Below are 18,261 nucleotides of genomic sequence, written 5' to 3'. Positions count from 1 at the left end.
CTCACCGCCTCAGCAGGTTCGCGTCGTCGACCGAGGCCGAACGCCGGGTCCGGAAGATCATCATGATGATCGCCAGCCCGACCACCACTTCGGCGGCGGCGACGACCATCGTGAAGAAGGCGATCACCTGGCCGTCGAGGCTGCCGTGCATGCGGGCGAAGGTGACGAAGGAGAGGTTGGCGGCGTTGAGCATCAGCTCCACGCACATGAACACGACGATCGCGTTGCGGCGCAGCAGCACCCCGGCGGCGCCGATGGCGAACAACAGGGCCGCCAGATAGAGGTAGTTCGCCGGATTCATCGCCTGTCCTCCACATCGCTGCCCGGGGATCTCCCGCCCCGACCCGCGGCGATCTCGCGGGCCGTGATCATCGCGTTGACCGACAGCGTCGACGGGCTGCCGTCGGGTTCGCGCGCGGGGACGTCGACCGCGTTGTGGCGCGCGTACACGCCCGGCGGCGGCAGCGGCGTGGCGTGCGAACCGCTCTTGAATCGCTCGATGGACTGCTCGCGTTGGCCGCCGCGGGGGCCGAACCTGCGTCGGTGGGCGAGCACCATCGCGCCCAGCGTGGCGACGATCAGCAGCGCTCCGGTGAGCTCGAAGGCCCACAGGTAGCGGCCGAAGATCAGTTGGGCGAGCATCCGGATGTTCTCGTTGCCGCCTGTGCTGAGCCCCGTCGAAGTGCCTGTGCCGCTGTAATCGGGGGCGCCGACGAAGGCGGCCAGGGAGGCGCTGCCGATCGCCGCGATCAGCAGCACCGCGAACCCCAGTCCCAGCCCTGCGGCGAGGTATCGCTGGCCGCGGATCGTCTCGACCAGCGACTCGGACGAGTCGACGCCGATCAGCATCAGCACGAACAGGAACAGCATCATCACCGCGCCGGTGTAGACCACCACCTGCACCACCCCGAGGAACAGCGCACCCTGCATCACGTAGAAGACGGCCAGGATCACCATCGTCATGGCGAGGAAGACGGCCGAGTACACGGCTTTGGGACTCAGGACCACGCCGAGGGCGCCCAGCACGACGATCACCGCCAGCACCCAGAAGGTGACGGCCTCGGTGCCGGTGGTGCGCGAGAGTTCGGCCAGGAGCATCGACGCGGTGCTCATTCGTCACCCGCATCGGGAACGGTGAGGCCGTCGGCGTCGACGTCCCCGCGGTAGTAGTTCTCCGGGCGCGCCCCCTCGGCCATCGGATGCGGCGGCGGCGTCATCCCCGGCTGCAGCGGCGCCAGCAGCCGATCCTTCTCGTAGATCATGTCGGCGCGGGAGTCGCTCGCCATCTCGTACTCGTTGGTCATCGTCAACGCGCGCGTCGGACAGGCCTCGATGCACAGTCCGCAGCCGATGCAGCGCAGGTAGTTGATCTGGTAGACGCGGCCGTAGCGTTCGCCGGGCGAGTAGCGCTCCTCTTCGGTGTTGTCGGCGCCCTCCACGTAGATCGCGTCGGCCGGGCACGCCCAGGCGCACAGTTCGCAGCCGATGCACTTCTCCAGACCGTCGTCGTACCGGTTGAGCTGGTGCCGACCGTGGTATCGACGCGAGGTCGGCACCTTCTGATCGGGGTACTCCTCGGTGATGGTCTTGCGGAACATGCCGGTGAAGGTGACTCCGAAGCCGGCGAGGGCGTCGGGGATCTTGAACAGCGACGACCGCGGGGTGTCGGCGGGATCAGGCATGGGAGGCCTCCGGTTCCGAGGGTGGCGGGGACGCGGTGGTCCCGGACAGTTTCGGGGTCGGCAGCACCTGTCCCGGCAGCGGCGGGACGGGGAAGCCGCCGGCCATCGGGTCGAACGGCGCCTGCGTCGGCGGCAGCGTCGGCGGCGGACGCCTGCCGATGGTCTCGCGGCTGATCGCGACCAGCAGGGTGGCGGTGACCACCACGCCCGCGCCGGCCAGGATCGACCCGGAGGCCCATCCCGACAGGGATCCGGTGGCCTCGCGGATCACCGCGACCACCAGCACCCAGCCGAGGGCGAACGGGATGAGCACCTTCCATCCCAGTCCCATGAACTGGTCGTAGCGCAGGCGCGGGAGGGTGGTCCGCAGCCAGAAGAAGACGAACAGGAAGCTCCACATCTTGATGACGAACCAGAGCAGCGGCCACCAGCCGGAGTTGGCGCCGTCCCAGATCGACAGCGGCCACGGCGCCTGCCAGCCGCCGAGGAACAGGGTGGTGGCCAGTGCCGAGACGGTGGCCATGTTGATGTACTCGGCGAGCATGAACATGGCGAACTTCAGCGACGAGTACTCGGTGTGGAAGCCGCCGACCAGTTCGCCTTCGGCCTCCGGCAGGTCGAAGGGGGCGCGGTTGGTCTCGCCGACCATCGAGATCGCATAGATCGCGAACGAGGGCAGCAGCAGGACGATGTACCAGTGGTGCGCCTGCGCGGAGACGGTCTCCGAGGTCGACATGGTGGTCGAGAGCAGGAAGACCGCCGCGAAGGTCAGCCCCATCGCGATCTCGTACGAGATGACCTGGGCGGTGGAGCGCAGCGCGCCCAGCAGCGGGTAGGTGGAGCCGGACGACCAGCCGGCCAGGACGATGCCGTAGACACCGATCGACGCCAGCGCCAGGACGTACAGCACACCGATCGGCAGGTCGGTCAGCTGCAGCGGCGTCCGATGACCGAAGATCGACACCTCCGGTCCCATCGGGATCACCGCGAACGCCATGATCGCCGGGACCACCGACACGACCGGTGCCAGCAGGTAGAGGACCTTGTCGACCCCGAACGGCGTCAGGCCCTCCTTGAGCGCGAGTTTGACGCCGTCGGCCAGCGATTGGAGGGCGCCGTGCCAGCCGACCCGATTGGGTCCGAGCCGGTACTGCATGCGGGCCATGATCTTGCGTTCGGCGAGGATCGCGACGAGCACCGTGAGCACCAGGAAGGCGAAGACCGCGACCGCCTTGACCAGGACCAGCCACCAGGCGTCGGTGCCGAAACTGTCGAGGTCGGGGAACACGGTCTGCGCCGCGGTCTGCTCACGCATGGTCGTCCCTCGCGATCGAGACGACGGCTCCGGCGGCGGCCTCCAGAATCGGATACACCCGCGATCCCGGCGAGTTCAGCGGCAGCCACACCACGCGGTCGGGCAGATCGGTGACGGTCAGCGGCAAGACGATGGTGCCGTGGTCGGTGGAGACCGTGACGCGGTCGCCGCCGGTCGCGCCGATCTCGGCGGCGGTCGCGGCGTTGAGCCGCACGGTGGCGGCGTGCGCCGTGCCCGCCAGGTGAGGTTCACCGTCCTGCATGCGGCCGAAGTCGAGCAGCATCCGCCACGAGGCCAGCACGGCCTCGCCGCGCCCCGGGGCGCGGTCGGCGTCGACGGCCGGGTCCGGCGTCTGGCCGACGGGGGTGCGGGGACCGTCCCAGCCGCCGATCTCGGCGAACTCGGCGTGAATCGTCGCAGCGTCGTTGCAGCGGAGGTCGACGCCCATCTCGGCGGCCAGGGCGTGCAGCACCCGGTGGTCGGAGACCGGCAACGACCGCCCGCCCGACTCGGCCGAGGGCAGCGCGACGCCGAAACGGCGCGGTCGGCCCTCCCAGTCGACGAAGGTGCCCGCCTTCTCGGCGACGGCGGCGACCGGCAGGACCACGTCGGCGTGGGCGGTGACCACACCCGGTCTCAGTTCGAGGCTGACGACGAAGTCGGCGGCGGCCAGCGCGGCCTCGGCCGCCGACGGGCGGGGCAGGTCGGCCGGTTCGATGCCGCCGGTCACCGCCGCCGACAGCTCCCCGCGATGCAGCGCCGACAGGATCGCGTCGGTGTCCCGACCCGGGGTGGCCGAGGGCATCACACCCCAGACGGCGGCGATGTCGCGTCGTGCCCGCTCGGCTGACAGCGGTCGCCCGGCGGGCAGCAGGTTGGGGGCGGCGCCGACGTCGAGGGCGCCGCGTTCGCCGGCCCGGCGCGGCACCCACGCGAGGCGGGCGCCGGTGTCGGCGCACACCTGCGAAGCGGCGGTCAGCGCGCCGGGAGACCCGGCGAGGCGCTCCCCGACGAGGAGCGCCGCGCCGGGTGCGGAGAGCAGTGCGTGCAGTCGCGGGTCGCGCAGCACCGCGCCCTCGCGCCCCGGCACGCACTGCAGGAGGCTGCCGCCGGTCTTGGTGACGCTCGCCGACGCCCACGGCCCGATCGAGTGGATCCGCTGCCCGTGCCTGCGGGCGGCCTTGCGCAGGCGAAGGAACAGGATCGGGCATTCCTCCTCCGGTTCGAGTCCGGCCAGCACCACCACCGGCGCCTTCTCCAGCTCGGCGTAGGTCAGACCGATCCCGCTGCCCGCCACGTGCGCGGACAGGAACCGGTCCTCCTCGTCGGAGTGGGCGCGCATGCGGAAGTCGACGTCGTTGCTGCCCAGCACCGCGCGCGCGAACTTGCCGTAGGCGTAGGCGTCTTCGACGGTCGCCCGGCCGCCGACGAGGACGCCGGTGCGGGTGCCCGCCCGGCGCAGGCCGCGCGCGGCGATCGCCAGCGCGGACGACCACGGCGCCTCGTGCAGCTCGCCGTCGTCACCGCGGACCTGGGGCGTGGTGATCCGGTCGGGGCGGGTGGCGTAGGTGAAGGCGAAGCGGCCCTTGTCGCAGTTCCACTCCTCGTTCACCTCGGGATCGTCGCCGGCCAGCCGGCGCATCACCGTGCCGCGACGGTGGTCGGTGCGCTGGGCGCAGCCCGCGGCGCAGTGCTCGCAGATGCTGGGGGAGGAGATCAGGTCGAAGGGACGGGACCGGAAACGGTAGGCGGTGCTGGTCAGGGCGCCGACCGGACAGATCTGGATGGTGTTGCCGGAGAAGTACGACTCGAAGGGCTCGTCGGTGTAGGCGCTGACCTGCTGCAGGGCGCCGCGTTCGGCCATGTCGATGAGGGGATCGCCTGCGATCTCGTCGGAGAACCGGGTGCAGCGGGCGCACAGGATGCAGCGTTCGCGGTCGAGCAGGATCTCGCTGGACAGGGCCAGCGGTTTGGTGAAGGTGCGTTTGACGCCGCCGTACCGGGACTGGGGGCGTCCGGCGGTCATCGCCTGATTCTGCAGCGGGCATTCGCCGCCCTTGTCGCAGGTCGGGCAGTCGAGCGGGTGGTTGATCAGCAGCAGTTCCATGATCCCGGCCTGCGCTCGGTGGGCGGCGTCGGAGGTGTGCTGGGTGTGCACCACCATGCCGTCGGTGACGGTGATCGTGCACGAGGCCATCGGCTTGCGCTGGCCCTCGATGTCGACCAGGCACTGCCGGCAGGCGCCCACCGGGTCGAGCAGCGGGTGATCGCAGAAGCGGGGGATCTCGACGCCGATCAGTTCGGCGGCCCGGATCAGCAGGGTGCCCTTCGGGACCGACACCTCGACGTCGTCGATGGTGAGGGTCACCATGTCGTCGGGCGGGGCGGCGGCCTGGTCCGGGGCACCGGTGGTCTTGTCGGAGGCGGTCACGACGATGCTCCTTCGGTGCGGGGGAAGACGGTGGCCTTCGCGGGATCGAAGGGGCAGCCGCCCGGATGGCCGTCGCGGGGGAAGTGCGCCAGGTATTCGTCGCGGAAGTGTTCCAGCGAACTCATGATCGGGGCGCCCGCGGCGTCGCCGAGGGCGCAGAAGGCCTTCCCGACGATGCTGTCGGTGATCTCGGTGAGTGTCGTCAGATCGTCCTCGGTGGCGTCGCCGGCCTCGAGGCGGCGCATCATCTGGACCAGCCAGTACGTGCCCTCCCGGCAGGGCGTGCACTTGCCGCACGACTCGTGCTTGTAGAACTCCGACCACCGCAGGACCGTGCGGACGACGCAGACGGTGTCGTCGAAGATCTGCAGCGCCTTGGTTCCCAGCATCGATCCCGCGGCGCCGACGTTCTCGTAGTCGAGCGGCACGTCGAGGTGGTCGGCGGTGAAGATCGGCGTCGACGAGCCGCCCGGCGTCCAGAACTTCAGTTCGTGCCCGGCTCGGATGCCGCCGGCCTGTTCGAGCAGTTCGCGCAGGGTGATGCCCATCGGCGCCTCGTACTGGCCGGGCCGCGTCACGTGCCCGGACAGCGAGTACATCGTGAAGCCGGGCGACTTCTCGGTACCGAACTCGCGGAACCAGTCCGCACCGTTGCGCAGGATCGCAGGCACGCTGGCGATCGACTCCACGTTGTTGACGACGGTCGGACTCGCGTACAGGCCCGCGACGGCGGGGAAGGGGGGACGCAGCCGGGGCTGGCCGCGTCGCCCCTCGAGGGAGTCGAGGAGCGCGGTCTCCTCACCGCAGATGTAGGCGCCCGCGCCTGCGTGCACCACCAGGTCGACGCCGACGCCGGAGCCGAAGATGTCGTCGCCGAGCAGTCCGGCGGCGTAGGCCTCGTCGACGGCGGTCCGCAGGCGACGGATGACGCTCGCGACCTCGCCGCGCACGTAGATGAAGGCGTGTCGGGCGCGGATCGCGTAGCAGGCGATGATCGCGCCCTCGATGAGCGTGTGAGGCGAGGCGAGCATCAATGGCATGTCCTTGCAGGTGCCGGGCTCGGACTCGTCGGCGTTGACCACGAGGTAGTGCGGGGTGTCGCGTCCGCCGGGCTTGTCGCCCTGCGGGATGAACGACCACTTGGTGCCGACCGGGAAGCCCGCACCGCCGCGGCCGCGCAGGCCCGAGGCCTTCACCTGCTCGACGACCTCGTCGGGGGTCTTCCGCAGCGCCGCCTTGAGGCCCTGATAGCCGTTCTGCCGCAGGTAGTTTCGCAGGGTCCACGACTCCGGTTCGGACCAGTGCCTGCTCAGCACCGGGACCTGCGCGGGTTCGGGCGTCGTCGAGGGCAGGCTGACGGCGATCATCACTGCGCCCCCGTTTCGGATTCGGGTTCGGGCTCGGGCCGGGCTTCGGTCGGAGCCGGCGGGCCCTGCTCGGGGAGGCCGGCGAGCAGTCGCGCGGCCTGCCGGAAGGTGCACAGGGTGTCCGGCCCGCGGGAGGGGGCCCGCGGGGTCCCGGAGCGCAGGTCGGCGACGAGGGTGCGGGCCGACTCGGGGGTCTGATTGTCGAAGAACTCCCAGTTCACCATCACCACGGGCGCGAAGTCGCAGGCGGCGTTGCATTCCACGCGTTCGACGGTCACCTTGCCGTCGGCGGTGGTCTCGCCGGGGTTGATGCCGAGCGAGTCGGTCAGCTCCGACAGGATCGCGTCGCCGCCCATCACCGCGCACAGTGCGTTGGTGCAGACGCCGACGAAGTAGTCGCCGGTCGGGGACCGCCGGTACATCGTGTAGAAGGTCGCGACGCCGGCGACGTCGGCGGGCGTCAACTCCAGTTGCTCTGCGCAGAACATGATGCCGGCGCGGGTGAGGTAGCCGTCGTGGCTCTGGACCAGGTGCAGCAGCGGCAGCAGGGCCGATCGCGAATGCGGGTAGCGGGCGATGATCTCGGCCGCCTCGTCGGCCAGCGCCCTCGTCTCCTCGTCGGGGTAGCGGTCGGGGCCGTCGAAGTCGATCGGCGGGTGGGGCGCGACCGTGGAGAACGCCGGCGGGCCGGCACTGATCTCCGCCGGCGGGCCGGCACTGATCTCCGCCGGCGGGCCGGCACTGATCTCAACGAAGACCGGTTCGCTCATCGGTCCACCCCTCCCATCACCGGGTCGATGCTCGCCACCGCGGTGATGACGTCGGCTACCAGACCGCCCTCGCACATGGCGGCGACGGCTTGCAGGTTGGTGAACGACGGATCGCGGAAGTGGACGCGGTACGGGCGGGTGCCGCCGTCGGAGACCATGTGCACGCCGAGCTCGCCGCGCGGCGATTCGATGGCCGTGTAGCACTGTCCGGCCGGGACGCGCATGCCCTCGGTGACGAGTTTGAAGTGGTGGATCAGCGATTCCATCGACATGCCCATGATCTCGGCGATGTGTTCGGGGGAGTTGCCCAGGCCGTCGGGCCCGACCGCGAGGTCGGCGGGCCAGGCGAGTTTGCGGTCGGCGACCATGACCGGACCGGGTTCGAGGGCGGCCAGGCATTGGCGGGCGATCGCGATGGACTGCTTGCACTCCTCGACGCGGATCACGTAGCGGCCGTAGGAGTCGCAGCCGGTGTCGGTGATGACGTCGAAGTCGTAGTTCTCGTAACCGCAGTACGGTTCGGACTTACGCAGGTCGTACGGCAGGCCGGTGGATCGCAGGATCGGGCCGGTGATGCCGAGCGCCATGCAGCCGGTGAGGTCGAGGTAGCCGACGCCCTGTGTGCGGGCCTTCCAGATGTAGTTCTCCGTCAGCAGCGCCTCCACCTCGCCGATCTGGCCGGGCAGCTTGTCGAGGACGGCGGCGATCTTCTCCTCGGCGCCGTCGGGCAGGTCCTGCGCGATCCCGCCGGGTCGGACGAAGGCGTGGTTCATTCGTAGGCCGGTGATGTCCTCGAACAGGTCGAGGATGTCTTCGCGGGCGCCGAAGCCGAGGAACATCGGCGTCACCGCACCCAGTTCCATGCCGCCGGTCGCCAGTGCGACCAGGTGCGAGGCGATGCGGTTGAGCTCCATCAGCAGGACGCGGATCACGGTGGCGCGTTCGGGGATGTCGTCGGTGATGCCGAGCAGCTTCTCGACCGCCAGGCAGTAGGCGGTCTCGTTGAAGAAGGGGGCGAGGTAGTCCATGCGCGTGACGAAGGCGACGCCCTGAGTCCAGGTGCGGAACTCCAGGTTCTTCTCGATCCCGGTGTGCAGGTAGCCGATGCCGCAGCGGGCCTCGGTGACCGTCTCGCCCTCCAGTTCCAGGATCAGGCGCAGCACGCCGTGGGTGGAGGGGTGCTGCGGACCCATGTTGACGACGATCCGCTCGTCGTTGGGGCCGGCGGTCGCGCGGGCGTGGACGGCGGCGACCACGTCCTGCCAGTCGCGGCCGCTGACGGTGAAGGTGGTCGGGGCGGGCATCAGTTGTACCTCCGCCGCTCGTCGGGCGGCGCGATGGTCGCACCCTTGTACTGCACCGGGATGCCGCCGAGGGGGTAGTCCTTGCGTTGCGGGTGGCCGTCCCAGTCGTCGGGCATCTCGATGCGGGTCAGCGACGGATGTCCGTCGAAGACGATCCCGAAGAAGTCGTAGGTCTCGCGCTCGTGCCAGTCGTTGGTCGGGTACACCGGAAGCAGGCTCGACACGTGGGGGTCGGCGTCGGGGATGGCGACTTCCAACCGCATGCGGCGGTTGTGGGTGATCGAGCGAAGCGGGTACACCGCGTGCAGCTCGCGCCCGGTCTCGTCGGGGTAGTGGACGCCGCTGACGCCCAGGCACAGCTCGAACCGCAGGGTGGGTTCGTCGCGCAGGGTCGCGGCGACGGGCAGCAGGTGGCTTCGGGGCACGTAGACGGTCAGGTCGCCGCGATCGACGATGACCTTCTCGACGGCGTCGTCGAAGGCGATGTCGCGGCGTGCGAGCCCGGCCTCGAGCTCGTCGACGATCTCGTCGAAGTATCCGCCGAAGGGGCGTGACGTGTTGCCCGGCAGGGTGATCGGTGCGACGAGACGGCCGTAGCCGGAGGTGTCGCCGGTACCCTCCGCCCCGAACAGGCCGCGGCGCACACCGATCACCTCGTGGCCGCTGACCGGGCGGGCGAGCTCGTCGCTCATCGCAGCAGCCCCTTCAACTCGATCGTGGCCGGGGCGGACAGGGCGGCGGCCTCCGTCGCTCGGATCACCTCCTCGCGGTGCACGCCGAGCGGCATCTGGCCGATCTGCTCGTGCAGTTTCAAGATGGCGTGCAGCAGCATCTCCGGGCGTGGCGGGCAGCCGGGCAGATAGATGTCGACCGGGACCACGTGGTCGACGCCCTGGACGATCGCGTAGTTGTTGAACATGCCTCCCGAGGACGCGCACACGCCCATCGCCAGCACCCATTTCGGTTCGGCCATCTGGTCGTAGATCTGGCGCAGGACCGGGGCCATCTTCTGGCTCACCCGCCCGGCCACGATCATCAGGTCGGCCTGTCGCGGGGAGGCGCGGAAGGCCTCCATGCCGAAGCGGGCCAGATCGTAGCGCCCGGCGGTCGTCGCCATCATCTCGATCGCGCAGCAGGCCAGGCCGAAAGTGGCCGGCCACAGTGAGCCCTTGCGCATGTACCCGGCGAGTTTCTCAACCGTGCTCAGCAGGAAGCCTCCGGGCAGTTGTTCCTCGAGCCCCATCGCTTGTCTCCTTCACTGATCTGGCGCAGTTCGCGTCGGTCGATCTCGTCGCTCACCTCGCAGGGGGCGAGCGGATCGATCGCTATTCGGTTGGCGGGTCTGGTCGGTCGGCGCGGGTCAGTCCCAGCGCAGTCCGCCGCGGCGCCATTCGTAGGCGTAGGCGACCGAGACGTTGACGATGAACAGGGACACCGCGATCAGCCCGAACCAGCCGAGGCTGTCGGCGGCCACCGCCCACGGGTAGAGGAAGACGATCTCGATGTCGAAGATGATGAACAGCATCGCGGTCAGGTAGTACTTGACCGGGAAACGCTGTACCAGGCCGGCGGTCGGGGGGAGCGGTTCGATGCCGCACTCGTAGGCTTCCAGCTTCGCGCGGTTGTGGCGCCGCGGTCCGACGACGGTGGAGATGACCACCGAGACGACGGCGAAGGCCAGGGCGATCGCACCGAGTACGAGGATCGGTCCGTATGCATTCATGCCCGCGCGCCTCCACTTCCGCGACCAGTGGTGAGGTGGCCCCCACGCCCGATGTCCGACTGTGACTCAGTCCACACCCTACTCACGTAAAGACGTGCGCTGTGGGACTTCTCGGGGAACTCCCAGATCGGTGACGCGTCGGTCGTCGGTCCTCGGCGCGGGCTGCGGCGGCGGGTTCGCGCGCCCCGGATCGGGGCGGCAGGACAAGGCCCTCGACGATGAGTCGAGGGCCGGGGTTCGGGTGTCTCTCCGGGGCGTTTAGGGGCAGGACACTAGGGGGCGGTGGCGGTCGGGAGCGGCGGCGGTTCGGGGGCCGGCACCACGCCCATCCGCACCAGGGCGCCGAGCTCGTCGCGCACGCCCCAGTGCTCGGCGAGGCGGTCGCCCTCGGTGCGATAGATGTGGATCGTGGTCATCTCGTAGGGGCGGCCGGCGGCCTCGGGGCCGTGGAACTGGGCCAGTCCGAAACCGGTGGCGCGGGCTCGGATGACGATGCGGTCGGTGGTCTCGATGAGGTCCTCGAGGGAGTATCGGATCTGCAGTCGGTCGTGGACGAAGCCGAGGATGCCCGCGTACCCCTCGGGGCCCGGCGGCAGCGGGAACGGCGAGCCGTGATCGACGAAGTCGTCGGTCACGCAGTCGGGCAGGCAGGACAGGTCGCCGGAGTTGATGGCGTCGAACACGCGGCGGGCGGCGGGGGTGGCGGGATTGGACACGGTGATCAACCTTTCGGTAGAACTAAATTCCAATGTAATCATGTTCCACTCGATTGATGGGGGATGTCAATGGCTCGGGACTACGACAACCGGGCGCGGACCGCAGCGGCCCGCGAGACGCGACGTCGGATCCTCGCCGTCGCACGGACCTCGCTGGTCGACGACGGCTATCCCGCGCTGCGGATCTCCACGCTCGCGGCGGCCGCCGGAGTCAGCCCGCAGACGGTGTACAACGCGATCGGCGGCAAGGCCGAGGTCCTCAAGGCGGTGTACGACGTGGCGGTGGTCGGCGACGACGAGCCCGTCCCGATGAGCGAGCGACCCGAGTTCATCCGCCTCGCGGAGGCGACCTCACCCGCGGACTGGTCGTCGGCGTACGCCCACTACACCGCCGAGCTGTACCGGCGGATCGGCGACGTGGTGGGCGCGGTCCTGCGTCCGGGCGAGGCGCTCGACGGCGGGGCCGGGCAGTTCGCCGAGACGATCGACCGCGAACGCCGAATCGGCACCACGCACGCGGTGACCGCCCTGGGCGCACGGCTGGGCTGGCCCGACTCGGCCGTCGCGCCGACCATCGACGCGGTCTGGGTGCTCAACGCGCCGGAGGTCTACGACCGGCTGGTCCGACGATCCGGCTGGAGCGTCGAACGATACGAGCGGTGGCTGGCCCGGCAACTCGCGGCCTGCCTGCCGCCGACTCCCGGCGCGTCGGGGGACCGCGGGTAGGGCCGATTGCGGCCGGCCGGAGCAGGTCGCCGGCGCACGCAGGCGGCGCAGGTCAGCGGAGCAGGTCGACGACCGTCCGCGGCAGCTCGAGGGGATCGACGGGCAGGGCCGCGGTCGCGTCGGCCCGCGACCAGTCGGCGAGCCACCGGTCGGTCCGCCGGGCGATCAGGACCAGCAGCGGCGGGCACGGCTCGTACTCGTCGCGGATCTGCTTGGCCAGTCCCATCCCGCCGGTGGGTGCGGCCTCGCCGTCGAGGATCGCCAGATCGACGGTGCCCTCGTCGAGGTGTCTTTGCACCATCGGCGCGGTCGCGACCTCGATGAACTCCAGGTCGGGAAGGTCGGGGTGCAGTTGCGCGCCGAGCGCTCCCAGGACCTGGCGCCGCGTTCCCGGATCGCTGGAGTACACCAGCACGCGGAGGGTGACGGGATCGGCGGCGCTGCCTGCGCCGGACCTGGTCGGGACGGAACTTCTGGGACGGCTCACCCCTCCGACCCTAGTGGCGGGCGCCCGCGCGACGAGGCGTTTCGTCGACCGGGCCGAGCCCGACCACGTCCGAGGAGTCGCCGCGGGAGTCGATCGCCCGCCGGACCCGCCGGGCGGCGACGTCGACGGCGTCGGCCAGGTCGGCGCCGGTCGACCACGCGGAGACCAGGGCGGCGGTGAAGGTGTCGCCCAGGCCCTTGGCCCCGGTCGGGATCTCCCGACCCGTGACCGTCTGCACCGACAGCGCCGAGACGATGACGTTGTCGATGCGGGTCGGCGCCGATCGCGTGCCGGTCACGACGACCGCGGCGTCGTCGGCCGTCGGCAGCGAACGCGCCCGGTCCACGACCGTCGCGGGATCGTCGGACGAGGGGACCGCGGCGCGGCCGGGTGCGCTGCTCAGATGCGCGAGCTCGAACAGATTCGGGGTGACGATCGCGGCGAGCGGCAGCAGGGTCTCGCGCAGCGCCGGTGCGACCGCCGGATCGGTGTAGAAGCCGACGTCGCCGTCGCCGAAGGTGGGGTCCAGGACCAGCGGCGGGCGGGTGCCCGGGTCGAGCGACCGGTACCAGTCGGCGATCGCGTGCGCCTGCTCCGGCGCGGCGAGGTAGCCGACGGCCACCACCCGCGCCGAGCGCAGGGCGCCGGTGGCAGCCAGGTCGCGCAGGGCGGCGCCGATCCACTCGGCGGACACGTCGATCGCCTGCACGGACGGGTAGTGCGGGAGATTGCTCAGCACCACGGTCGGCACGGCGGCGCACCGCAAGCCGGCCTCGGCGTACACCGGCAGGCCGGCGTTGAGACCCACCGAGCCGAACAGCAGGTGCGAGCCGAATACGACGACGTCGGCCGGTCGGGTGTCGAGTTCGAACGCGGCGGCGTCGGGCGTGGTGAAGATCGCGGTGTCGGGTCGCTCGGGGGTCATGCACGCTCACTGTCGGTTCGGAAGGGGGACCAGCACAGTTTAGGCGGCGCCGGTGCGCCCCCCTGCGCCGACGACCGTCGATCGGACCTCACGTTCGACGGTCGTCGGGCGTCTGCTCTATGAATGGAGATACCGGGCGCACGAGAGAGCGGCCCGGGCACGGAAGGGCGCGCGAGGAACGATGACACGACGACACGCCACGGTCGGGACCGATCTCGGCGAGCTCACCATGGTCGCCGACGGCACGGCGCTGGTCGGGGTGTACTTCCCGCACCACTGGCATCTGCCGCCGGAGTCGTATTACGGCGAGCTCGTCGAGGAGGGCGACGAGGTCTTCGCCGCGGCGGCGCGCCAACTCGACGAGTACCTTGCCGGGCGGCGCCGCGACTTCGACGTCGAGGTCCGGACCAGCGGCGACGACTTCTCCGAACGGGTGTGGGCGCTGCTGACCGAGATCCCGTACGGGACGACGACCACCTACGGCGCGCTCGCCACCCGGCTCGGCAACCCGCGACTGGCCCAGCGCGTGGGGCAATGCGTGGGACGCAACCCGGTCAGCGTCATCATTCCCTGCCATCGGGTGATCGGCGCCGACGGCTCGCTGACCGGATACGCCGGCGGACTCGACCGCAAGCGCAGGCTGCTCGAGCTGGAGGAGCCGCCGGAGGTGTCGGGTGCCCGGCTCTTCTGACCCGCGCGGCGCCGACCCGCGCGAACCGTTCGACCGGGTCGTGCAACAGCACGGCGCGACCGTCCTGCGCGTGTGCCGTGCCGCGCTCGGGACCGGCCCGGACGCCGACGACGCCTGGTCGGAGACCTTTCTGGCGGCCCTGCGCGCCTGGCCGGACCTGGCGCCGGAGACCAACGTCGAGGCGTGGCTGGTGCGCGTGGCGCAGCGCAAGGCGATCGATCAGATCCGCGGTCGGGCCCGCCGCCCGGCGCCCACGGCCGAGGTCCCCGACGTCGCCTCGACCGCCGCAGTCCCCTCGGGCGCCGACGCGGTGTGGGATGCGGTGGCCGCGCTGCCCGACCGGCAGCGCCTGGCCCTCGGGTACCACTACCTCGGCCACCTGACGCACGTGGAGACCGCCGAGCTCATCGGCAGCACGCCCGCGGCCGTGCGTCGCGCCGCCGCCGACGGGATCAAGAAGTTGCGCGAGAGGTACCGGAAGGAGGATTTGGAGCCATGACCGAGATGACGGGGAGCGAACAGTCCGACCTGTTTCCGATCGAGACGGGCGACGTGGCGCGACTGCGGGCCCGATTGGCCGCCGACGCCGCCGCCGACGGGCTGCTCGACGTCGCGTACCGGACCGTCGACACCCCGGTGGGGCCGCTGCTGTTGGCCGCCACCGACCGCGGGCTGGTGCGGGTGGCGTTCGCCGGCGAGGGCTTCGACACCGTGCTCGACGCCCTCGCCGGCGCGGTGAGTCCGCGCATCCTGCATGCGCCTGGGCGGTTGGATGCGGTGGCGGCCGAACTCGACGACTACTTCGCCGGGCGGCGTCGCAGCTTCGACGTTCCGCTCGACTTCCGGCTCTCGGCCGGCTTCCGCCTGCGGGTGCAGCAGTATCTGCCGCACATCGGGTACGGACACACGCTGTCGTACAAGGAGGTCGCCGACGCCGTCGGCAACCCCGGTGCGGTCCGCGCGGTCGGGACCGCGTGCGCGCGGAATCCGCTGCCGGTGGTGGTGCCCTGCCATCGGGTCCTGCGTTCGGACGGGGCCCTCGGCGGGTACCTGGGCGGCGCCGCGGCCAAGACGACGCTGTTGACGCTGGAGGGTGCCGCGCGAGCGGGATGTCCGGGCGGGGACGTCGGGGTGGGCGAGGCCGGAATAGGAGAGGCCGGAATAGGAGAGGTCGGAATAGGAGAGGTCGGAATAGGAGAGGTCGGGGGTAGGAAGGAGACATGACTTCCGAACCTGCAGTGGCGTCCGACGGGCTCGTCCGCGGAGCCGACGGGCTCCTGCGGCCGGCCTGGGCGAGCACCGACCCGCTGATGCGTGAGTACTACGACACCGAGTGGGGGATGCCGGTGCGGGACGAACGCGGCATGTACGAGCGGCTGACTCTCGAGGCCTTCCAGAGCGGACTCTCGTGGGCCACCATCCTGCGCAAGCGGCCGGCCTTCCGAGCCGCGTTCGACGACTTCGATCCCGACCGGGTCGCGCAGTACGGCGACGCGGACGTGGAGCGGCTGATGGGCGACGCCGCGATCGTCCGCAACCGCGCGAAGATCACCGCCGCCTTCGGGAACGCCCGCGCGACCGTCGCGCTGCGCGAGCGGGGCGGTCTGGCCGAGTTCGTCTGGGGCTTCCGGCCGTCGACGACGCCGCGACCGCGGACCGTCGCAGAGATCCCGACACAGTCGCCGGAGTCTCGGGAGCTGGCGAAAGCGCTCCGCGGGCAAGGGTTCTCGTTCGTCGGACCCACTACCATGTACGCCCTGATGGAGGCGGTCGGCATCGTCGACACCCACCTGATCGGCTCGCACCGGCGCGGCACCTCCGGCGTGTGGTCCGGCTGAGGACGCGGGCATGAGCGAGGTGCGCCTGGCGGCCCGGGGCGCCTTCGATCACCGGGCCGCGCTCGCGGTGCTGCGCGCGCACCGGGTGGACGGTCTGGGCGACGTGGACGCCGGGGGCGCGTTCCGGCGGCTGGTGCAGACCGACGACGGCACCCACCTGGTGTCGGCCCGGTTCGACGATCGGGGAGTGACCATCGGCGTCGACACCGCCGACGGCGGCGTCGTGGAGGCGATCGCGGCCCGGGCCCGGCACTGGTTCGACCTCGACACCGATCTGGCGCCGATCAACGCGCACCTGCGCGCGGACCGGCTGTTGACCGAGCACGTCGACCGCCGACCCGGCCTGCGGCTCACCCGGGCCGCCGAACCGTTCGAGGCCGTCGTGCAGACCGTGCTGGGGCAGCAGGTGACACTCGCGGCGGGTCGCACGTTCGGTGCGCGCCTGGTCGCGGCGTACGGGGTGCCCGATCGGCGCGGCCTGGTGCGGTTCCCGGCTCCGCACCGGCTGGCGGCCGTCCCCGTCGACGAGCTGCAGCGCTGTCTGCGCATCACCGGCGCCCGGGCCCGGACCGTCCACGGGGTCGCCGAGTACTTCACCGGCCGCGTTCCCGGCGCCCCGCTGCCGAGCCGGGTCGAACTGGCCGCACTGTACGGGATCGGGGCGTGGACGCTCGACTACCTGGCCGTCCGCGCCGGGGCCGACCCGGACGCGTTCCCGGCGTCGGACGCCGTGCTGCGGCGGATGCTGCGAGGTGCCGGTGCCGGTGCAGACGCCGCGGCCGACACCGCGCGGTGGAGTCCATATCGCAGTTACGCCGCCTTCCGGCTGTGGGCGATGTCGGGGATGTGGCCGGGCAGCGAATAGTCCCGGACGCGGGCAGGCTGAAAACTGTGCCGACCGACGGTGTGCGGCCGGGCGAAAGCCCAGTACGATGAGTCGATTTCAGTGCAACAGATCGATGTCACTCGCCGGCGGAAGGGCTGACGGAACCGTGATCGAGAAACTATCTGCGAACGATGCGACCACGGTGGACCCGAACGGCCCGGCGAGGACCGCGGGATCCGCGGCGATGGCGTCGCTCCGACGAGCCGGTGCGACGAGTTGGGCGATCCTCGGGCTGATCGGCGTCGTCGTGGTGATCGCGCTCGCGGTGGCGGCCGTCAGCGGAATCCTGATCCCGCTGATCATCGCCGTCATCGTCGGCATCGTGCTCGAACCGCTGGCGGCCGCATTGCAGCGGCGCGGTGTCCCCTCGGTCCTGGCGACGGTGGCGTGCCTGCTGCTGGCTCTGACCGTGGTGGCCGGCACCGTCGCGATCGTGGTCGTCGGATTCCTCCGTCAATGGCCCGAGATCTACCGGCAGCTCAACCTCGGGTGGGCGTCCATGATGGCCTGGCTCAACGACCTGGACGCCGACACCCAGTGGCTGCAGCATGCCCGCACCGCGTTCGAGGAGCATGTCCCTCAGCTCGGGCAGGGCGCGTTGTCGGCGGTCACGAGCACCTTCTACGGGCTGCTGTCGCTGGTCATGGGCACCTTCTTCGCCGTCTTCTTCCTGTTCTTCGTCCTGCGCGACGGCACTCGTTTTCCGGCATGGCTCGCGCGCAGCACGGCCTGGAACACCGACGAGGTCCACGCGGTGGCCGAGCTGACACGGCAGTCGTTGCGCGGATACTTTCGCGGCACCGCGGTCACCGCGCTGCTCACCGCGCCGATCTTCGTCATCCCGCTGCTGATCCTCGGTGTTCCGCTGGTGATCCCGATCTTCGTCCTGTACTTCTTCCTGTCCTTCGTCCCGTTCGTGGGCGCGTGGATCACCGGGGCCTTCGCCGTGCTCATCGCCTTCGGTTCCGGCGGCACCGCGGCCGCTGTGATCGTCGCCATCACCTTCACAGTCTCCAACGGCACCATTCAGAGTGCGGTCAGCTCGTGGGCGCTGGGGTCGTCGCTGAAGATCCATCCGGTGGTGGTGCTTCTGGCGACCATGATCGGCGGCACCGTCGCGGGACTGATCGGCATGGTGCTCGGCGCCCCGGTGACGGCGGCGGTGATCAAGTCGGTCGGCGCCGTCCGAGCTCTGCGGGCTGAGCGATCGGCGACCGACTGATCGTGTCCTCCGCAGCGTCGACCCGGCTCCGACGCCGCTACTGCGACACGCCGAGAGTGCTATCTGCAGCTAGCATCCCAGGTCATCGACTTCAAGAGTGTGTGCAGGGTCTCCCATTCGCGACTCTGGTCGATTCGCGTCACGAACAGCGGGATAATGCATGACGACTGACCTATCC

At 70.6% G+C, this 18,261-nt stretch carries 20 protein-coding genes and 1 pseudogene; 7 read left to right on the top strand and 14 right to left on the bottom strand.

All coding sequences use genetic code 11. From position 1 onward, the window contains the following. Position 1 precedes the first annotated feature (1 nt). The 12 genes from nuoK to AAFO60_RS02435 all read right to left on the bottom strand — a co-directional run bounded on the left by nuoK (position 2) and on the right by AAFO60_RS02435 (position 11,308). Complete coding sequence (nuoK, locus tag AAFO60_RS02490) at positions 2-301, bottom strand: NADH-quinone oxidoreductase subunit NuoK (RefSeq protein WP_347954549.1); 300 nt, start codon at positions 299-301, stop codon at positions 2-4. Further along, complete coding sequence (locus tag AAFO60_RS02485; protein ID WP_347954548.1) at positions 298-1,113, bottom strand: NADH-quinone oxidoreductase subunit J; 816 nt, start codon at positions 1,111-1,113, stop codon at positions 298-300. The genes nuoK and AAFO60_RS02485 overlap by 4 nt, the downstream gene beginning before the upstream one ends. Further along, a complete protein-coding gene (gene nuoI / locus AAFO60_RS02480; RefSeq protein WP_347954547.1) occupies positions 1,110-1,682 on the bottom strand; it encodes an NADH-quinone oxidoreductase subunit NuoI in 573 nt (190 codons plus the stop codon). Before nuoI ends, AAFO60_RS02485 begins: the two co-directional genes overlap by 4 nt. After that, entirely contained in the window at positions 1,675-2,997 is a 1,323-nt protein-coding gene (nuoH, locus tag AAFO60_RS02475) for an NADH-quinone oxidoreductase subunit NuoH (RefSeq protein WP_347954546.1), read from the bottom strand. The genes nuoI and nuoH overlap by 8 nt, the downstream gene beginning before the upstream one ends. Beyond that, positions 2,990-5,428 carry an NADH-quinone oxidoreductase subunit G gene (locus AAFO60_RS02470; RefSeq protein WP_347954545.1) on the bottom strand — a complete coding sequence of 813 codons (2,439 nt, stop codon included), beginning with the start codon at positions 5,426-5,428 and terminating at the stop codon, positions 2,990-2,992. The genes nuoH and AAFO60_RS02470 overlap by 8 nt, the downstream gene beginning before the upstream one ends. Continuing rightward, the gene (gene nuoF, locus AAFO60_RS02465; protein WP_347954544.1) at positions 5,425-6,795 is read right to left on the bottom strand and encodes an NADH-quinone oxidoreductase subunit NuoF; all 1,371 of its coding nucleotides are present in this window, start codon (positions 6,793-6,795) and stop codon (positions 5,425-5,427) included. The genes AAFO60_RS02470 and nuoF overlap by 4 nt, the downstream gene beginning before the upstream one ends. Next, on the bottom strand, positions 6,795-7,565 hold the full coding sequence (nuoE, locus tag AAFO60_RS02460) for an NADH-quinone oxidoreductase subunit NuoE (RefSeq protein WP_347954543.1): 771 nt from the start codon (positions 7,563-7,565) through the stop codon (positions 6,795-6,797). The genes nuoF and nuoE overlap by 1 nt, the downstream gene beginning before the upstream one ends. Next, positions 7,562-8,869 (bottom strand): NADH dehydrogenase (quinone) subunit D, encoded by a 1,308-nt coding sequence (gene nuoD, locus AAFO60_RS02455; RefSeq protein WP_347954542.1) that lies wholly within the window; start codon positions 8,867-8,869, stop codon positions 7,562-7,564. The genes nuoE and nuoD overlap by 4 nt, the downstream gene beginning before the upstream one ends. Then, positions 8,869-9,561: an NADH-quinone oxidoreductase subunit C gene (locus AAFO60_RS02450; protein WP_347954541.1), complete on the bottom strand. Its 693-nt coding sequence runs from the start codon at positions 9,559-9,561 to the stop codon at positions 8,869-8,871. The genes nuoD and AAFO60_RS02450 overlap by 1 nt, the downstream gene beginning before the upstream one ends. Beyond that, positions 9,558-10,112 (bottom strand): NuoB/complex I 20 kDa subunit family protein, encoded by a 555-nt coding sequence (locus AAFO60_RS02445; protein WP_347954540.1) that lies wholly within the window; start codon positions 10,110-10,112, stop codon positions 9,558-9,560. Before AAFO60_RS02445 ends, AAFO60_RS02450 begins: the two co-directional genes overlap by 4 nt. Before the next feature lie 117 nt (positions 10,113-10,229). Beyond that, a complete protein-coding gene (locus AAFO60_RS02440; RefSeq protein ID WP_347954539.1) occupies positions 10,230-10,592 on the bottom strand; it encodes an NADH-quinone oxidoreductase subunit A in 363 nt (120 codons plus the stop codon). A 272-nt stretch (positions 10,593-10,864) separates the two neighbouring features. Then, complete coding sequence (locus AAFO60_RS02435; RefSeq protein ID WP_347954538.1) at positions 10,865-11,308, bottom strand: ester cyclase; 444 nt, start codon at positions 11,306-11,308, stop codon at positions 10,865-10,867. A gap of 63 nt (positions 11,309-11,371) precedes the next feature. On the opposite strand from AAFO60_RS02435, the gene AAFO60_RS02430 reads away from it, so the two are divergent. Continuing rightward, positions 11,372-12,034 carry a TetR/AcrR family transcriptional regulator gene (locus AAFO60_RS02430; protein WP_347954537.1) on the top strand — a complete coding sequence of 221 codons (663 nt, stop codon included), beginning with the start codon at positions 11,372-11,374 and terminating at the stop codon, positions 12,032-12,034. A gap of 52 nt (positions 12,035-12,086) precedes the next feature. Here the strand turns inward: AAFO60_RS02430 and AAFO60_RS02425 are convergent, their stop codons facing one another. Next, positions 12,087-12,521, bottom strand: coding sequence for a hypothetical protein (locus AAFO60_RS02425; protein ID WP_347954536.1), 435 nt, complete (start codon positions 12,519-12,521; stop codon positions 12,087-12,089). A 10-nt stretch (positions 12,522-12,531) separates the two neighbouring features. Beyond that, complete coding sequence (locus AAFO60_RS02420; protein ID WP_347954535.1) at positions 12,532-13,446, bottom strand: PfkB family carbohydrate kinase; 915 nt, start codon at positions 13,444-13,446, stop codon at positions 12,532-12,534. Positions 13,447-13,627: 181 nt separating this feature from the next. Here AAFO60_RS02420 and AAFO60_RS02415 point away from each other — a divergent pair, with 181 nt between their 5' ends. From AAFO60_RS02415 to AAFO60_RS02390, 6 genes and pseudogenes are all read left to right on the top strand, one after another. Next, positions 13,628-14,137: a methylated-DNA--[protein]-cysteine S-methyltransferase gene (locus tag AAFO60_RS02415; RefSeq protein ID WP_347954534.1), complete on the top strand. Its 510-nt coding sequence runs from the start codon at positions 13,628-13,630 to the stop codon at positions 14,135-14,137. Then, positions 14,121-14,636, top strand: coding sequence for an RNA polymerase sigma factor (locus tag AAFO60_RS02410; RefSeq protein ID WP_347954533.1), 516 nt, complete (start codon positions 14,121-14,123; stop codon positions 14,634-14,636). Before AAFO60_RS02415 ends, AAFO60_RS02410 begins: the two co-directional genes overlap by 17 nt. Positions 14,637-14,641: 5 nt before the next feature. Continuing rightward, a pseudogene (locus AAFO60_RS02405) lies at positions 14,642-15,238 on the top strand (methylated-DNA--[protein]-cysteine S-methyltransferase); the annotation flags it as partial. A gap of 119 nt (positions 15,239-15,357) precedes the next feature. After that, the gene (locus tag AAFO60_RS02400) at positions 15,358-15,975 is read left to right on the top strand and encodes a DNA-3-methyladenine glycosylase I (RefSeq protein WP_347954532.1); all 618 of its coding nucleotides are present in this window, start codon (positions 15,358-15,360) and stop codon (positions 15,973-15,975) included. A gap of 10 nt (positions 15,976-15,985) precedes the next feature. Continuing rightward, the gene (locus AAFO60_RS02395; protein ID WP_347954531.1) at positions 15,986-16,840 is read left to right on the top strand and encodes a DNA-3-methyladenine glycosylase family protein; all 855 of its coding nucleotides are present in this window, start codon (positions 15,986-15,988) and stop codon (positions 16,838-16,840) included. A gap of 127 nt (positions 16,841-16,967) precedes the next feature. Then, a complete protein-coding gene (locus AAFO60_RS02390) occupies positions 16,968-18,083 on the top strand; it encodes an AI-2E family transporter (protein ID WP_347954530.1) in 1,116 nt (371 codons plus the stop codon). Positions 18,084-18,261: the final 178 nt, after the last annotated feature.

Source organism: Gordonia aichiensis (assembly GCF_039946255.1).
GTDB classification, from domain to species: Bacteria; Actinomycetota; Actinomycetes; order Mycobacteriales; family Mycobacteriaceae; genus Gordonia; species Gordonia aichiensis_A.
This window is presented reverse-complemented; position numbering and strand designations above follow the sequence as displayed.

Coding starts and splice junctions, on each gene's coding strand:
- nuoK (WP_347954549.1), bottom strand. CDS start 301: ATGAATCCGGCGAACTACCTCTATCTGGCGGCCCTGTTGTTCGCCATC.
- AAFO60_RS02485 (WP_347954548.1), bottom strand. CDS start 1,113: ATGAGCACCGCGTCGATGCTCCTGGCCGAACTCTCGCGCACCACCGGC.
- nuoI (WP_347954547.1), bottom strand. CDS start 1,682: ATGCCTGATCCCGCCGACACCCCGCGGTCGTCGCTGTTCAAGATCCCC.
- nuoH (WP_347954546.1), bottom strand. CDS start 2,997: ATGCGTGAGCAGACCGCGGCGCAGACCGTGTTCCCCGACCTCGACAGT.
- nuoF (WP_347954544.1), bottom strand. CDS start 6,795: ATGATCGCCGTCAGCCTGCCCTCGACGACGCCCGAACCCGCGCAGGTC.
- nuoE (WP_347954543.1), bottom strand. CDS start 7,565: ATGAGCGAACCGGTCTTCGTTGAGATCAGTGCCGGCCCGCCGGCGGAG.
- nuoD (WP_347954542.1), bottom strand. CDS start 8,869: ATGCCCGCCCCGACCACCTTCACCGTCAGCGGCCGCGACTGGCAGGAC.
- AAFO60_RS02450 (WP_347954541.1), bottom strand. CDS start 9,561: ATGAGCGACGAGCTCGCCCGCCCGGTCAGCGGCCACGAGGTGATCGGT.
- AAFO60_RS02445 (WP_347954540.1), bottom strand. CDS start 10,112: ATGGGGCTCGAGGAACAACTGCCCGGAGGCTTCCTGCTGAGCACGGTT.
- AAFO60_RS02440 (WP_347954539.1), bottom strand. CDS start 10,592: ATGAATGCATACGGACCGATCCTCGTACTCGGTGCGATCGCCCTGGCC.
- AAFO60_RS02430 (WP_347954537.1), top strand. CDS start 11,372: ATGTCAATGGCTCGGGACTACGACAACCGGGCGCGGACCGCAGCGGCC.
- AAFO60_RS02420 (WP_347954535.1), bottom strand. CDS start 13,446: ATGACCCCCGAGCGACCCGACACCGCGATCTTCACCACGCCCGACGCC.
- AAFO60_RS02415 (WP_347954534.1), top strand. CDS start 13,628: ATGACACGACGACACGCCACGGTCGGGACCGATCTCGGCGAGCTCACC.
- AAFO60_RS02400 (WP_347954532.1), top strand. CDS start 15,358: ATGACTTCCGAACCTGCAGTGGCGTCCGACGGGCTCGTCCGCGGAGCC.
- AAFO60_RS02395 (WP_347954531.1), top strand. CDS start 15,986: ATGAGCGAGGTGCGCCTGGCGGCCCGGGGCGCCTTCGATCACCGGGCC.